This is a genomic window from Bartonella sp. AA9NXGY (assembly GCF_042196845.1).
GTDB lineage: Bacteria > Pseudomonadota > Alphaproteobacteria > Rhizobiales > Rhizobiaceae > Bartonella.
Window position 1 is genome coordinate 73762 of record NZ_JBHIRB010000002.1, and the last position, 16180, is coordinate 89941.

Genomic DNA, 16180 nt, shown 5'->3' on the forward strand with positions numbered 1-16180 from the left:
ATAATAGCAAATGAAGGCTTCGATAATCAAAACAGGTCAATTTTGATTTATAATATTGAATGTTTTTGATTTTTATCAGAACAAAATATGTTTATAACGAGGGCGGTTTTTGTATAGTGACTTAAGAGTATAAAGAAATTTTCATCTTTTTGCTTGCTATTATTGACGAATAAATTCAAGAACCATACACCCTATTTTGAAAGAGTGTAATTTTTAGGATAAATAATGATGCGTGATCAGTGTGATACCCTCAACCTTACGCCTGAATTAAAAGATGCAGCTTCTCAATCGAGAACTTGGCCATTTGAAGAAGCACGTAAGATTATCAAACGGTATGAAAAAACGGGTTATCCAGACAGTGTGATATTTGAAACAGGTTATGGCCCTTCTGGTTTACCGCATATTGGAACTTTTGGGGAAGTTGCACGTACAACCATGGTGCGTCATGCATTTCATATTCTCACGGAGAATAAAGTAAAAACAAAATTACTTTGTTTTTCTGATGATATGGATGGTTTGCGCAAGGTTCCTGAGAATGTGCCTGATCGCGAGAGGATGGAACATTATCTTGGTCAACCGTTGAGCCGTGTACCCGACCCTTTTGGAGATGATTATCCTTCTTTTGGAGCGGCAAATAATGCGCGGTTACGGGCTTTCCTTGATCGTTTTGGTTTTGATTATGAATTTGCAAGTGCTACGGATTATTACAATTCCGGTCGTTTTGATGAAACACTTTTGAAAATCCTTGCCTGTTATGACAAGGTTATGGCAATTATTTTACCAACATTAGGTGAAGAACGGCAAGCGACCTATTCACTCTTTCTACCGATTTCTCCCTTTTCTGGAAAAGTATTACAGGTACCGATGATTGCGCGTAATGTTGAAAAAGGGACTGTCACTTATATTGAACCTGAAACAGGAGAAACCATAGAAACAGAGGTTACGGGGGGCAAAGTTAAGTGTCAGTGGAAGGTAGATTGGGCAATGCGTTGGACAGCACTTAGCATTGATTATGAAATGGCCGGAAAAGACCTTATCGATTCCACAAATCTTTCTTCTAAAATTTGTAAAATATTAGGTAGAACCCCCCCAGAAGGATTCAACTATGAGCTCTTTTTAGATGAGAAAGGGCAGAAAATTTCCAAATCCAAGGGAAATGGCTTAACCATTGATGAATGGCTTACTTATGCCCCAACAGAGAGTTTAGGGCTTTATATGTTTTCAAAACCTAAAACAGCAAAAAGGCTTTATTTTGATGTTATTCCTAAAGCTGTAGATGAATATTATGCTCATCTTTCTGCTTATGGTCGTCAAAAATGGCAAGAACGGCTCAGTAATCCTGTATGGCATATTCATAATGGTTGTCCACCGCAGGTTGATTTGCCTGTATCCTTTGCGATGCTTTTAAATTTGGTAAGTGCTTCAAATGCAGAGAATGCAGAAGTTCTTTGGGGTTTTATTTCTCGTTACGCTAAAGAAGCAAATGCACAAACTTATCCAGAACTTGATCAATTGGTGAAGTTTGCCATTAAATATTTTGATGTTTTTGTTAAACCAAACAAGAAATTTCGTATACCAGATGATAGCGAACGAGCAACATTAGCACAAATTGATGAAAAATTAGCTCATTTACCTGAAACTGTTGATGGCAACATATTACAAAATATGCTTCTTGATGTTGCAAGGTTAACGGAACGCTATCAAGATCATAGCAAAAAAAGCCCTGAAGGTGGGCCTGGTGTTTCTAATGTTTTTTTTCAAATGTTGTATGAAGTCCTTCTTGGACAAGAGCGAGGTCCACGATGGGGATCATTTATAGCGCTTTATGGGATTAATGAAATGCGTGCACTGATTGCTGAAACACTTGCACGTCCTGTGGAGGAATAATGGAACGAAGAGTGCAGGAAGTAAAGCGACGCCGTACATTTGCAATTATTGCTCACCCAGATGCGGGGAAAACAACATTAACAGAAAAGCTTTTATTGTTTGGTGGTGCTATTCAACTTGCAGGAGAAGTAAAAGCCAAAAAAGATCGTATTCAAACCCGTTCTGATTGGATGAAGATTGAGCGTGATCGTGGTATTTCCGTTGTGACTTCGGTGATGACGTTTGAATATGAAAATCATATTTTTAATCTCCTAGATACTCCAGGACATGAGGACTTTGCGGATGATACGTATCGCACTCTCACAGCTGTTGATAGTGCTGTTATGGTGTTGGATGGGGCCCGCGGGATTGAGCCTAGAACATTAAAATTGTTTGAAGTGTGTCGGATGCGGGATATTCCTATTGTTACTTTTATCAATAAAATGGATCGTGAGGCACGTGATCCTATAGAGCTTTTAGATGAAATTGAAGAAAAGCTTGCTCTTGATACCGCCCCCATAACATGGCCCATTGGGTCGGGTAAAGATTTTGTTGGGACCTATGACCTTCATCATAACCGTTTTCGCCAAAAAGATGATGAGATAACACAGCGGATCGTTTCAAATCCCAGTGAGGTTGTCCATTTACTTCCCCAATATCAACGTTCCACTTTTCTTGAAGGAGTAGAACTCGCTCAAAGTGTTTGCAAGAATTTTGATCTTCAAGCTTTCCGTGAAGGTCATATGACACCGGTTTATTTTGGTTCAGCTTTGCGAAATTTTGGTGTTCGTGATTTGATCAATGCGCTTATAGATTTTGGTCAAAGTCCTCGTGATCAAAGTGCAGATCAGCGCAATGTCATAGCAACTGAACCTAAAATGACGGGATTTGTTTTTAAAATTCAAGCGAATATGGACCCTAATCATCGTGATCGTATTGCATTTTTTCGGGTATGCTCGGGAACACTTGAACGTGGTATGAAAACAAAGTTGGTCCGAACAGGAAAACCGATGACACTTTCGGCTCCACAATTTTTCTTTGCGCGTTCGCGCCAAATTGCTGATCAAGCCTATGCTGGTGATATCGTAGGGATCCCTAATCATGGAACATTGCGTATCGGCGATACTTTGACTGAAGGAGAAGATATCCTCTTTAAGGGAGTACCAAATTTTGCACCAGAGATTTTGCGTCGTGTTTGTTTAGGCGATCCAATGAAAGCAAAAAAGCTCAAAGAAGCTTTGCAACAAATGGCTGAAGAAGGGGTTGTACAATTGTTTATTCCTGATGATGGGTCGCCTTCTCTCATTGGTGTTATTGGTGCTTTGCAAATTGATGTCTTAAAAGAACGATTAAAAATAGAATATTCTTTGCCAGTGAATTTTGAGTCTGCGCGCTTTAATTTATGCCGTTGGATTTCAGCGCAGAGCAAAGATGAGTTGCAAAAGTTTCTCAGCAATCACCGCTCTGCTATTGCGTATGATTTAGAAGGTGATCCAGTTTTTTTAGCGGAGAACCATTTTTCATTAAATTATGAAGCAGAAAGAGCTCCTAAAATAAAATTTTCTGTTTTTAAAGATTATCAAGTACGCTCTTAAAATAAAGAAGAATTTTTTATGTAACAATTTGGTTGATAATGATTTTTCATATTGAGTTGGGGATCTGAATATTGTTATTTTTTCTGAAAACAAAAGGAGTATGTAAAGAACACTTTCAGATTGCACTGTATAAAGAATACGGTAAATTTATTTTATAATATTCAATAAGTTATAATATATTTGTAATTGTAACGTCTTTTAAAATTTTGATATATTTTTTCACAATAGCCTAAGACAAGGTCATATATTTCAGTATTTTGAATGTCAGCTAAAAATCTCCTGTATAAATAGAGCTTTTCAGTTTTTTCTTGTATGAAAATTGTATACAGTCAAAATAAAGCAAATAATCAATAAGATGAAATTTGTTATTCCCAATATGAGATCATATGACTTATAAACCACGTGTCTTTTCTATATCTTCTGGAATGGCTTTTTTGCCTCACTTTGTTGAGGCACTGCTCTCCGGTACCCTTATTGATAATTTCGCTCCCAATGGAGACATTCAAACTGCCCTTGCCGATAGCCTTATTTATGTTCCGACACGTCGTGCTGCTCGCGCTTTACGTTTAGCCTTTGTTGAAAGAAGCGATACACAATCAACTTTCTTACCAACCATTCGTGCTCTAGGAGATGTCGATGAAGACAGTTTCCTTTTTGTTGAAAATCATACCAGCACTCTGAATCCACCCATTGGAAAAAGTGAACGCTTACTGCTTTTAGCGCGCCTTATTCGCCCATGGCGTGAAAATTTACCTGCGCATCTGCGTGCCATGTTTGGTACAGAAGATGTACTTATTCCGGCTCATAGTGCTGATGCAATTTGGCTTGCTCAGGATTTAGCGCATTTGATGGACGAAATTGAAACAGAAGGAGCAGATTGGTCGAAACTTAAAGATATTGCACCTGATATGGTCGCTGAATGGTGGCAAATAACGCTCGACTTTCTGACTATTGTTACGCAAAATTGGCCACAAATCTTGACCGAAAGGCAACGAAGCAATCCCGCGGAATGGCGTAATCAAGCACTCACAATGCATGCAGAGACTTTACGATGCACGCAGCCTGATAAACCTATCATTGCTGCTGGTGTGTCAGGTTCTATGCCCGCAGTTTCTCATCTTTTAAAGGTTATAGCTTCTCTGCCCAAAGGGGCTGTTGTTCTTCCTGGCCTTGATCTTCATATGGATGAAGAACAATGGAATGCACTAAGCACAAGCAATAAAGAAAAAACAGCTTGTGATTTTTTTGATCCTGCAGAAAATGTTTTTAGCCATCCTCAATATCATTTAAAAAAACTTCTAACTCTCATGGAGTGTCAACGTCATCATGTTTGCGAAATTGGCCAACAAAGTATAACAAAGAAAAAACGAATGGCTCTTTTATCAGAAGCACTCCGACCTGCTTCTACAACAGATAAATGGATACAAATTATCCGTGATGATTATGAAAATCTTTGTGCAGATTGGTCATTTATTGAAGCTATAAATGAACGTGAAGAAGCTCTTGCGATAGCTGTTACCTTACGCAAAGCTATTGAAGAACCTCAAAAAACTGCAGCCCTTATTACAAATGACCGTAATTTAGCACGCCGTGTTGCTGTGGAATTACAGCGATTTGGAATTGAAGCAAATGATTCAGGCGGAATACCACTTGCACAAACATTGCCTGTAACTCTCTTACGACTTATTTTAGAAAATGTATTGCAAGATGATGATCCCATAGCTTTTCTTTCTCTTCTTAAACATCCCCTTACAACACTCCAACAAAACCGTCATCGTTTACGGGAAATGGCAGAAAATTTTGAACTTTTTGTTCTTCGAGGGAATACAGGGCGCATCAATCTTTGCGAGTGTGATCAATTTCTTGAAAAATGGATTGATACATCCTTTCATAATAGTTCTGAAATCAACACCCTTGATCAGCAGAAATGTGAAGAAGCACGTCTCCTTTGTCATCTTTTGAAAAAAGCTGTTGAACCTTTAACATCTCTTATGAAACAAGAGAAAGAATGCACCATCAATGAGGCTGCAATAGCAACTGTTGAGGTTTTTGAAAATTTTGGTCGCAATGAGGATAATTCTCTTGCACATCTTTATCAACACGAAGCAGGACAAGCCCTATCAAATTTTTTGCGTGAATTGGTCAGTGATCAATCGGGATTAACATTTCATCTTTGTGAATGGCCCGCTATGTTTTCTGCCATAATAGCAACCCGTTCCGTCGCACCTTCGCCTGGAGGACATCCACGTTTATTCATCTGGGGTACTTTGGAATCGCGTTTGCAAACGGTTGATACAGTGGTCATCGGCGGTCTTAATGAAGGGTCATGGCCGATATCAACCCGAAATGATGCTTTTTTATCGCGACCGATGAAAATGATGTTAACTCTGGAACCACCAGAGCAGCGTATTGGTATTTCTGCGCATGATTTTCAATGGGCGATGGGAATGGAAAAAGTGGTGATGAGTCGCGCATTGCGCGTTAATCATACGCCTTCCATTCCTTCACGCTGGCTACAACGCATGGAAACAGTTGTAGGAAAACAGGTTTGGGAACAAATCCGTGAACGAGGTGAAATACTACGCCATTGGGCAAAGATGCTTGATCATACAAGCATAACTTCTGAGGTGGAACGTCCTTGCCCTGCTCCGCCTCTTGATATACGCCCGCGTCATTTTTCAGTTACTGAAATAGAAACATTGCGATATGATCCCTATGCTATTTATGCTAAAAAAATCTTAAGGCTCAAACCACTTAAAGAACTTATTCATGATCCTAGCGCTTCAGAACGAGGAACACTTTATCACGCTATTCTTGCAGCTTTTTGCACACAAATGAAAAATCCAAATGCTGCAAATGCACTCAATGTACTGCTTGCTATTGGGCGTAAAGAGTTTGATAAATTCAATTTTCCACCCGATATTGAAGTAATTTGGTGGAATAGTTTTGAAAACCTTGCTCCACGCTTTATTCAATGGGAACAAAATTTAGGACTGCGAGAGCGATATTCGGAAGTGGTATCACAAAAAATTCCTATAGGAACAACAGGAGTAACCCTTTCAGGACGTGCTGATCGTCTTGATGTTTTGCCAGATAAAACGGTTGAAATTCTAGATTTCAAAACCGGAACCCATCCTTCATCAAAACAAGTTCGTGAATTATTATTTCCGCAATTGGCTTTAGAAACAGCTTTACTCATACAAGGGGGCTTCCCAGATTTTCAAGATTTTACCCCCTCAAATTTATTTTACATTCCTCTTAACAAAAAAGGTGAAATTAAATCCCAATCAATTCTTTTAAAGAAAAAAGACGGAAAAACTCATCTAAGTGCTGTTGATCTTGCTGACAATGCATGGGAAAATCTTATCGCACTCATAACTTATTATCAAAATCCACAACAAGGCTATCTCTCACATGCTGTCCCCATGTCAAAACGATATGAAGGTGACTACGACCATTTGGCTCGGTTGTGGGAATGGTCAAGTGGTTTTCATAAAGAAGAGTAATCATGACGTTTTTTTCTATTCCTGAAGCCGCTCTTGATGCACAAGCAACAGCAACACATCCCCAAAAAAACGTGTGGGTTTCTGCAAATGCTGGATCTGGAAAAACCCACGTTTTAAGCGAACGTGTTATCCGTTTGCTTTTAAACGGCACGCCTCCAGCACGTATTTTATGCCTTACTTATACAAGAGCTGCTGCTGCTGTTATGCAATCACGAATTTTTCGCACGCTTTCCAGTTGGAATGAGCTCGATGATGCACAGCTGCAAGAAACCTTAACACGGTTTGAAAAAAAGCCTGTTAATGCGCAAAAACTAACTTATGCACGACAACTCTTTGCGCGTGCCCTCGAAACGCCTGGTGGCTTAAAAATTCAAACGATTCATGCTTTTTGTGAAGCTCTCTTACATCAATTTATGTTAGAAGCCAATATTGCAGGGCATTTTGAATTTCCCGATGATATCGGTCGAAAAAAATTACAACAAGAATCCCGTCGCGAACTTTTAGCCCGTCGTGATGTACAACCTGCTTTGCAACAGTTACTTCAAGTTATTAGCGAACATACTTTTAACCAATTGCTCTATGAAGCAGTTGAAAAGCAACATAAATTGTCTGATTTTTTATCTTCTCTTTTATCTGAAAATGGAGAAGAAAAATTGCGCGCGCTTTTTAACTTAGCGCCCAATGAAACAAATCAATATCTGCTGGAACAAATTAAACAAACAGCGCGCCTTCCTCTTTATGCTCTTAAGCATTGTGAAACCAATGGTAATCAAAGCTTTAAGGATATGGTGGCAAAACTTTCCCAATTAGAAAAGGTGCATGATGAGAAAAATATTCTCAATATTATTTCTGATATTTATTTTACAATCAAAGGTGAGCCGCGTAATTTTTCAAATTTATCTCGTAAAAAATCAGACGAAATTTGGCCTTTTATTCAACAAATGCTTGAAGATAAACAAAACAAGCTTTCTGTTTTTTTAGAAAAATATCAATGCGCAAAGGTTGCCACTCTCAATATGGCTGCTTTTCAGCTCTGTGCTATTTATCTCAAAATTTATAAGAATCTAAAAAAGTCCAATGGCTTCTTAGACTTTGATGATCTTATTGAGCGTACACTTCATTTGTTACAGCGCAAAGGTGCAAGCCAATGGGTGCACTATAAACTTGATCAGGGACTTGATCATATTCTACTTGATGAAGCACAAGACACCAACCCTGAGCAATGGCAAATTATTCAACTGTTGGCACAGGAATTTTTTTCAGGGTATAGCCAACGAACAAACATACGCACTCTTTTTGCTGTTGGAGATGAAAAGCAATCTATTTATTCTTTTCAAGGCGCTGCTCCAGAAAATTTTGCTGCAAATGGACGAATTATTCAAAAAAAAGTGCAACAAACAAATCAGCAATTTGAAAAAATACAACTGCATTATTCTTTTCGCTCTACAGCAGATGTTCTTAAAAGCGTTGATCTTGTTTTTGAAACACCAGAAAACTATAAAGGCCTTTCGGCAGAAAATACAAAAACGGTGCATGAAGCTATCCGTGTTCATAGTCCGGGTGAAGTTATTATATGGGATGCCATTTCAAAAGAAACGAGTGAGTTTCCTCAAGATTGGCATGCAACTGTTAATCATTTAGATACACCTGAAGTCCGTTTAGCAGAAAAAATTGCTGAAACGATTGCCGACTGGTTACAAAAAGGCGAAATGCTTCCAGCAAAAGGACGCTTAATACGTGCAAGTGATATTATGATCTTGGTCCGTAAACGTGATCAATTTGTCTCAGCTCTTTCCCGTGCTCTTAAACACCGTAATATTCCCGTAGCAGGGGCTGATCGTTTACAGCTTACCAAACATATTAGTATCCGTGATTTAATGGCGCTTGCGCGTTTTGTTTTGCAGCCACAAGATGATCTTTCTCTTGCTTGTGTTTTAAAAAGCCCACTTTTTGCTCTTAGTGAAGAGGAACTCTATCAGCTTGCTGTACACCGCACCGGCTCTCTTTGGCAAAGTCTGTGTGCGCATACATCATCGCAGGTATCTGTTAAAGATGCTTTTGAGAAGCTAAACCATTATCGCGCTTTAGTGGATAAAATACCGGTTTTCGAGTTTTATAGCCATATTTTGAACAATGATAAGGGACGACAAAAAATTCTGTCTCGTTTAGGATCTGAAGCAAATGATGTGCTCGATGCTTTTATGGATTATACGCTCACTATTCAAAAAACAGGATTACCAGGATTACAAGCTTTTTTAGAAACATTAAGTGTCAGTGAACCAGAAATTAAACGTGAGTTTGACCAAAATCATGAAGAAATTCGCATCATGACTGTTCACGCCGCAAAAGGACTGGAGGCTGCTGTTGTATTTTTAGTTGATCCCGGTAGTGCGATTTGGCATCCCCAGCATTCACCTCACTTGCTTGAAGTTCCCTTGAACAATGCATATTTGAGTGACCAACAAGCTTTTATCTGGCGCCCTAATGCAGAATTCGATACAATGCCTTCTAAACAAGCAATTTTGCGTTTAAAAGAGCGTGCTGAAGAGGAGTATAGGCGCCTTCTTTATGTAGGAATGACACGCGCTGAAGATCGCTTGTTTGTTTGCGGGTATAAAGGTCCGAAAACGCCATCTCATACATGGTTACAACTGGTAAAGAGAGCTCTCGAACCACATGCGGTAGCTATAAAAGGTCCTGCGGAAGATATTGCAGCTTGGCGTTATTGCATTACACCGCCTTCTTCTACTTCTATAAACCAAAAAATTTCTTCCGTTGAGTGCCAAACACTTCCACCTCTACCAGACTTTTTCTCCCATAAAGTCCCAGCAGAACCGGTGCTCCCAAAACCGTTAAAACCGTCAGTGGCGAGCCTTTCCATTGAAGCTGATACAGAGCTATTCTCAAATCCAAAACAGTTTACCACTTCACCTGTTTTAGGAGCCATGAACACAAACAGAGCTTTTTCCATTGAATATGGTAATCTCGTTCACCGATTGTTACAGTATTTGCCCGATTGTCCCCCACAAAAACGTCGAGATTATGCTCGAAACTATCTCAATATCAAAGCCTCTCATTGGCATGAGAGCCAAAGAGAAGATGCTCTTTGCCATATTTGGAAAATATTAGATCATGTTTATCTCAAACCCCTTTTCTCTGAGCATTCACGTGCTGAGGTCTCCTTAATGGGTATTGTGAAAATTCGTGGAAAAGAACAAGCAATCTCTGGTCAAATTGACCGTCTCTACATCACGCAAAACAGCGTTATCTTTGCAGATTTTAAAACAGGAACCCCGCCAGAAAATGAAGCTGCTATTGCTTCCCATCATTGGTTGCAAATGGCTCTTTATCGAAAATTATTGCAAGCTATTCATCCCAATAAAGATATACAGGCTCTGCTTATCTACAGTAAAGAAGCCAAAATTTTTAAACTTCCTCCAGAAAAACTTGAGGCATTTCTTAGTGAAGTTGCCTTATAAGTTAGTCTTTTCCCTGCAAAGCATTTTTACACTTTATTTACTTTCATAAAATCGCTCAAACAAACACAACGCACAATCCCTGGTATAAAAAAGTCCTTTAATAATTTATCTTTGCAATAACTTGATATGAATTGTTATTATACCAATCTATAAAAGGTGAATATAAAGGATAAATCAATGACGTGTATAAAAGTTGATAAGGACAATTTCGAAAGTGAAGTTCTAACCTCTTCCACCCCTGTTGTGGTTGATTTTTGGGCAGAATGGTGTGGCCCTTGCAAAGTGATTGCTCCAATTTTGGATGAAATTTCAATAGAAATGCAAAATCAAGTTAAAATTGCTAAGGTAAATATTGATGAAAATCCGGAACTGGCTACCCAATACGGAGTACGTTCTATCCCTACATTACTAATGTTTAAAAATGGAAATATTTCATCGAATATGGTTGGCGCTACCTCTAAAGGACGTCTTTCTGAATGGATAAAAGATGGGCTTAGTTAATTCCACATATAATCACTATAAAGGAGAGAAATTTTGTCTCTCCTTTTGACTTTTTTAAAATATTCTTTTTTGCATTATATTATAATGAAAAGACAATAAAAATCAAAATTTTAAATGAATTTAAGAATTCGTGCTTTTATGCATGATTCAATTGACCATTTTTTATAAAAAATTGCTTTGTATGAAGAATATATGCAATTCTTTCCTTATAGGCGCGTTAAAAATATTGGGTGAATGATAATTTCATTAAAGGTATTTCTTCTTAGATAAGACTATTGAGATAGATAGTATTTTCAACACATAAAGGGAGATTTTAAGCAAAAACTTTGCAAATTACTTTTCTGAAGCTCACAATTTTTAAGCAGAAAGAGACAAGCAATTCACTACAGGTTATATAATGCTCTTATAAAGGGTTATCACTTCAATTTAAAATTCTCTTATACTATTCTCTAAAATCAAAATTGTAGGTATCAGATTCTCTAAAATAAATTGATGAATTTCTATAAATTAACGGCTGTCCTTTGCAATTTATGTCATTGTTATATAAAAGAGTCAGCATTTCGTTTCATCTTCCATGGTTGGTGCCTCCATGAAGCCTTCTTTATGTTGTCCATCATCTCAGATTTCATAGGTAGTACTGAGGTATTATCAAATTAAAAAATGATGATGTTCATGTTTTTTTAAAATGTACGAATTGTAAAAGACTGTTGCAAACATTCAATGGAATGTTGCGCTGATCTAACTGTTACATGACGCCCATGTTCTTTATAGTGTAAGGTGAGTGCAAAAGTGGCGAGTTCTAAAAGAGCTGTATTTCTTTCTGGCCATTCAACAAGTAAAATATTTTTCTCACGAGCTTCATGAAGCCCTAATTCATCAATTTCTTCTGCCATAGAAAGGCGATAAAGATCAGCATGAATAATTTCAAACTTTGGAAGTTGATAGCTTTGCACAAGAGTAAAAGTAGGGCTTGGAACATCTATAGTGTTATCGTTCGCAAGTGTTTGAATGATTGTACGTGCAATGGTTGATTTTCCAGTTCCAAGATCTCCTTGCAGCGTTACAAGATCTCCTGGCTTTAAAGAAAGAGCTAAATTTTGTGCAAAAAGCTTTGTTGCCTCTTCATTTTCAAGAAAAAAACTAAAATTCATTAAAAGTTCCATGAAATGGATGAAAAATTTTTGTTATCATAAAGGTTAAAATTAAAAAATCGTATCTCCTTTGGAGAGTGGGAAAAAACATTTAACTGTTGTTCCTTTTCCAGAACCGGTAAGAATTTCAACATGTCCACCGTGTAGTTCAACGAAACTTTTTACAAGGGAAAGGCCAAGACCCGCTCCCGCACGCCCACCATGGTGTGAATGGGAAGAAAAACGTTTAAAAATACGATCAAGAACGTCTTCTGGGATGTCAGAGCCCTGATTGTGAACGCTAAAGACAATGTTATCATCTTGTTCATCGACGCAAAATTCAATAGTACTCGCCTCCGTTGCAAAATTAATAGCATTACTCAGTACATTCACAAAAATTTGATGCAAGCGCTTTTCATCAGCAGAAATAGAATTTAAGGAAGGAGAAATTTGTTGTAAAAGCGTAATATGCCGTCCATTAAGGCGATCTTCTACACGTGCTACTGCTTGTATCATAGCATCGGCAATGTTAACCGATTTTATGTCCAACTCCATAATGCCTGCATCAAGGGTAGCAAGATCAAGAATATCGTTAACAATATTTAAAAGAGTTCCTGATTCTGAATGAATGTGTTCAAGATATTCTTGTTGACGTTCATTGATAGAGCCGAAAATTTGATCACGTAAAATATCCGAAAATCCAATAATATTGGTGAGAGGTGTGCGTAATTCATAAGAAACATGTTGGACAAATTCATTACGCAAACGATCAGCACTTTCTAATGCTTCATTTTTTTCTTGAAGAGCACGCGCAACATGGACAGTGTCCGTAACATTCACAAAAGTAAGCATCGTTTGTCCATTAGGAAGAGGGACCAGAGTATAGTCAATAATCATATCATTTTTAAGATCTATACGACCTGAAAATGTTTCACGTTTTTCAGCAAAACCGGTAATGAACTTGGTAAATTGATCCCATTCTTGCCCCAAGGTTAAGGCTGAACAATGGCTTTGTAACTGTGTAATATGGGTTCCTTCTACCAGTAAATTATAAGGAAGAGACCACAATTTCGACAAGGCAGGATTCGATAAGCGAAGGCGTCCATCAGTACCAAAAACGACCACACCTTCAGAAAGTTTATCAAGTGTTTCACCTTGTATTTTAATAAGTGTATTATAACGGCGCTCAAGATCAATTTTTTCAGTAAGGTTTTCGTAAAGCCAAGTGACACCTCCTTGTGGATGAGGGTTCGAGACAACACGCACTGTACGCCCATCTGGAAGATTCCAAATTTGTTGGTTCGATTCTGTTTGCCAATAGGCTTTTAAAAGTTCTTCTTTCCATGCGCGCCAATCAGGGTGTTCAGCAATGAGCCCCTTTTCACGTAAACGTTCAAGAAACAATGTATGGCTTGGTTCACTTTCTAAAAAAGAACTCTCCAACGGCCATAAAATTTTGAAAGCGTGATTACAGAATTTTAATTTTTGGTTTGTATCAAAAATGGCTACAGCTGTTGAAATTTGGTCAAGTGTTTCACAATGACTTTGAAGAACATATCTTAATTCATGAGCAAGATTTTCATAGGCGCTGTCATCACGTGCAAAAGCTGCCATCCCTTCAGCTGTTGTAATACGTGTGAGATGAAAACGGTGCCGTTCTCCACCAATAACCGTATGAACATGTTCTTGAAAAATTGTTTCTGTTTCATCTGTTTTGCGTTGTGTATTTTCATTGAAAAGATCCCCCACGTCATCACTGTCTTCACGAAAGTCTGTCATTTCTCTAAAGGCGCGATTGATAAAACAAACTTTTCCTTCACAATCTTTTATCCATACGGGCTCTTGAATAAGATCAAGAAGATTACGCTGCATTCTCAGTTCAGTAAGAAGGCGGGCGATATCTTTCTGTAAACGAGCATTTTCACTCTGTTGTTTTGAGATATCTTGAAAACGAGCAATGGCGACTGTTCCTGCGATGACTCCTGTAACTTGTAGCAGTACATTGTTTGTGGTGGTGATAGAAAGATCAAAAGGGTGACATTTACAACGGAGTTGAGTCAATGCATAATCAAGTTCTCGCAGAGAATTTTCTTCAACCCAGAGCTCAAAACGCTGAAAATCTTTCTGATCGATTCCTATTTTTTGCAATGCGGAAAGAGCACCAACAACATGGGGTAAGGTTGTTGGATTTTCCCAAATAAGAAGGAATTGCTCGGTTTCTTCCAGAAGCCATTCATAATATTTAAGTTTTTCAGAAAAATTTGCCTGAATTATCTTCAAAGGCTTCTGTGCAGTTTTTTTTGCACGCACGGTAACAGCTAGGCACGTGAGAAGTGAAGCACAAGAAATTCCTCCACACAGCGCTAAAAGCAGCCATGGACCATTCGGCAAAGTGAAGAAAAATGGTAAATAACCTTCCAATGACTGAGAAAAAGCGCATGTTGGAGAAAAAAAGAAAAAAAGGCAAAGTATATACGTATAGATTCGGATCTCTTTTTGAGTTTTTTCTTTGGGGTTATAGTCACCAAAGCTGAGCACGACATCTTTCCCTTTTTTAACCCAAGGAAACGTATTAGTAACGGTAATGGTTTGGTTTATAAGGTCCTTGTGGTGAGACTCCAATATAAGCGGCTTGTTCTTCTGATAAAACACTTAATTTTATTCCTAACCGATCCAGATGTAGACGTGCAACCTTTTCATCAAGATGTTTAGGCAAAACAGTGACTTCATTTGTATAGTGTTCTGTACGGGTAAAAAGTTCAATTTGCGCTAAAACTTGATTGGTAAACGAAGCTGACATGACAAAAGAAGGATGCCCCGTCGCATTGCCGAGGTTTAACAATCGTCCTTCAGAGAGCAAAATGATGCGTTTTCCATCGGGAAAGGTGATCATATCAACTTGTGGTTTAATATTCGTCCATGGCAAATTTCTAAGGGCAGCGACTTGGATTTCGTTATCAAAATGACCAATATTTCCAAGAATACACATATCCTTTACTTGTCGCATATGATCTAAACGAACAACATCTTTATTGCCTGTTGTCGTGATGATAATATCAGCACTGGAAGCAGCATCATCCAAATTAACAACTTCATAGCCATCCATAGCGGCTTGAAGAGCGCAGATAGGATCAATTTCTGTTACTTTAACACGAGCCCCAGCACCAGAAAGAGATGCTGCTGAACCTTTTCCTACATCACCATAACCACAGACAATGGCAGTTTTACCAGCGATCATCACATCTGTTCCACGTCGAATACCATCGACCAATGATTCTTTACATCCATATTTATTATCAAACTTTGATTTAGTGACGCTATCATTAACATTAATAGCAGGAAAAGGTAGAAGTCCTTCTTTTTGTAACTGATAAAGACGGTTTACACCTGTTGTGGTTTCTTCGCTTACACCTTTAATTGCTGCGCGCTGTTGTGTAAAAAAACCTGGCGTTGCATCCATACGCTTTTGTATTTGTTTGAAAAAAATTTCTTCTTCTTCTGTTTTGGGATGCGATAAAATATCTTTATTTTGTTCTGCACGACTTCCCATTAAAATATAGTTTGTGGCGTCAGCTCCATCATCTAAAATAAGATTGGAAGGATTACCATCTGGCCATTGGAAGATTGCATCTATATAAGTCCAATATTCTTCCAATGTTTCACCCTTAACGGCAAATACAGGAATGCCAGTTGCGGCGATAGCTGCTGCTGCATGGTCTTGCGTAGAAAAAATATTGCTAGAGCTCCACCGTATATCGGCGCCAATTGCTTTTAATGTTTCAATTAAAACAGCTGTTTGAATTGTCATATGCAATGAGCCAGAAATACGCGCTCCGCGCAAAGGTTGGCTGGAAGAAAACTCCTTACGACAAGCCATCAAACCAGGCATTTCAGTTTCAGCAATATCAAGTTCTTTACGACCATAAGCGGCAAGTGCAATATCTTTGACAACAAAATCTTGAGCTGCCATTCTTCATTCCTTTAAAATAATTTTTTCCAAGACGGTAGGAGAAATTAAAAAAAAATGCAAGACAAGAAGAGGACTTCTTTATGTGAAAAAGCTCTTTTAAAATCTCCATAAATTTGTGCAACAAATATGCATT

General features: G+C 38.3%; 8 protein-coding genes. 5 read left to right on the forward strand and 3 right to left on the reverse strand.

All coding sequences use genetic code 11. The annotated features are described in order from the left end of the window. Nucleotides 1–225 precede the first annotated feature (225 nt). The 5 genes from ACFIM6_RS01515 to trxA all read left to right on the forward strand — a co-directional run bounded on the left by ACFIM6_RS01515 (nt 226) and on the right by trxA (nt 10947). Entirely contained in the window at nt 226–1887 is a 1662-nt protein-coding gene (locus tag ACFIM6_RS01515; RefSeq protein ID WP_375611357.1) for a lysine--tRNA ligase, read from the forward strand. Continuing rightward, complete coding sequence (locus tag ACFIM6_RS01520) at nt 1887–3461, forward strand: peptide chain release factor 3 (RefSeq protein ID WP_375611358.1); 1575 nt, start codon at nt 1887–1889, stop codon at nt 3459–3461. The genes ACFIM6_RS01515 and ACFIM6_RS01520 overlap by 1 nt, the downstream gene beginning before the upstream one ends. A gap of 386 nt (nt 3462–3847) precedes the next feature. Next, the gene (addB, locus tag ACFIM6_RS01525) at nt 3848–6967 is read left to right on the forward strand and encodes a double-strand break repair protein AddB (RefSeq protein WP_375611359.1); all 3120 of its coding nucleotides are present in this window, start codon (nt 3848–3850) and stop codon (nt 6965–6967) included. Between the two features lie 2 nt (nt 6968–6969). Further along, the gene (gene addA, locus ACFIM6_RS01530) at nt 6970–10446 is read left to right on the forward strand and encodes a double-strand break repair helicase AddA (RefSeq protein ID WP_375611360.1); all 3477 of its coding nucleotides are present in this window, start codon (nt 6970–6972) and stop codon (nt 10444–10446) included. A gap of 177 nt (nt 10447–10623) precedes the next feature. Beyond that, nucleotides 10624–10947 (forward strand): thioredoxin, encoded by a 324-nt coding sequence (gene trxA / locus ACFIM6_RS01535; protein WP_375611361.1) that lies wholly within the window; start codon nt 10624–10626, stop codon nt 10945–10947. 680 nt (nt 10948–11627) lie between these two features. Here trxA and tsaE read toward each other — a convergent pair. From tsaE to ahcY, 3 genes are read right to left on the reverse strand one after another with little or no spacing between them, the layout of a single operon-like run. Beyond that, complete coding sequence (tsaE, locus tag ACFIM6_RS01540) at nt 11628–12098, reverse strand: tRNA (adenosine(37)-N6)-threonylcarbamoyltransferase complex ATPase subunit type 1 TsaE (protein ID WP_375611362.1); 471 nt, start codon at nt 12096–12098, stop codon at nt 11628–11630. A gap of 51 nt (nt 12099–12149) precedes the next feature. Further along, the gene (locus ACFIM6_RS01545; RefSeq protein ID WP_375611363.1) at nt 12150–14615 is read right to left on the reverse strand and encodes an ATP-binding protein; all 2466 of its coding nucleotides are present in this window, start codon (nt 14613–14615) and stop codon (nt 12150–12152) included. Between the two features lie 34 nt (nt 14616–14649). Further along, nucleotides 14650–16047, reverse strand: a complete 1398-nt coding sequence (gene ahcY / locus ACFIM6_RS01550; RefSeq protein WP_375606120.1) for an adenosylhomocysteinase — start codon at nt 16045–16047, stop codon at nt 14650–14652. Nucleotides 16048–16180 lie beyond the last annotated feature (133 nt).

Bases quoted from the DNA above. Each gene is read 5' to 3' on its own strand.
- ACFIM6_RS01520 (WP_375611358.1), top strand. From the start codon at position 1,887: ATGGAACGAAGAGTGCAGGAAGTAAAGCGACGCCGTACATTTGCAATT.
- trxA (WP_375611361.1), top strand. From the start codon at position 10,624: ATGACGTGTATAAAAGTTGATAAGGACAATTTCGAAAGTGAAGTTCTA.
- addA (WP_375611360.1), top strand. From the start codon at position 6,970: ATGACGTTTTTTTCTATTCCTGAAGCCGCTCTTGATGCACAAGCAACA.
- ahcY (WP_375606120.1), bottom strand. From the start codon at position 16,047: ATGGCAGCTCAAGATTTTGTTGTCAAAGATATTGCACTTGCCGCTTAT.
- ACFIM6_RS01515 (WP_375611357.1), top strand. From the start codon at position 226: ATGATGCGTGATCAGTGTGATACCCTCAACCTTACGCCTGAATTAAAA.
- addB (WP_375611359.1), top strand. From the start codon at position 3,848: ATGACTTATAAACCACGTGTCTTTTCTATATCTTCTGGAATGGCTTTT.
- tsaE (WP_375611362.1), bottom strand. From the start codon at position 12,098: ATGAATTTTAGTTTTTTTCTTGAAAATGAAGAGGCAACAAAGCTTTTT.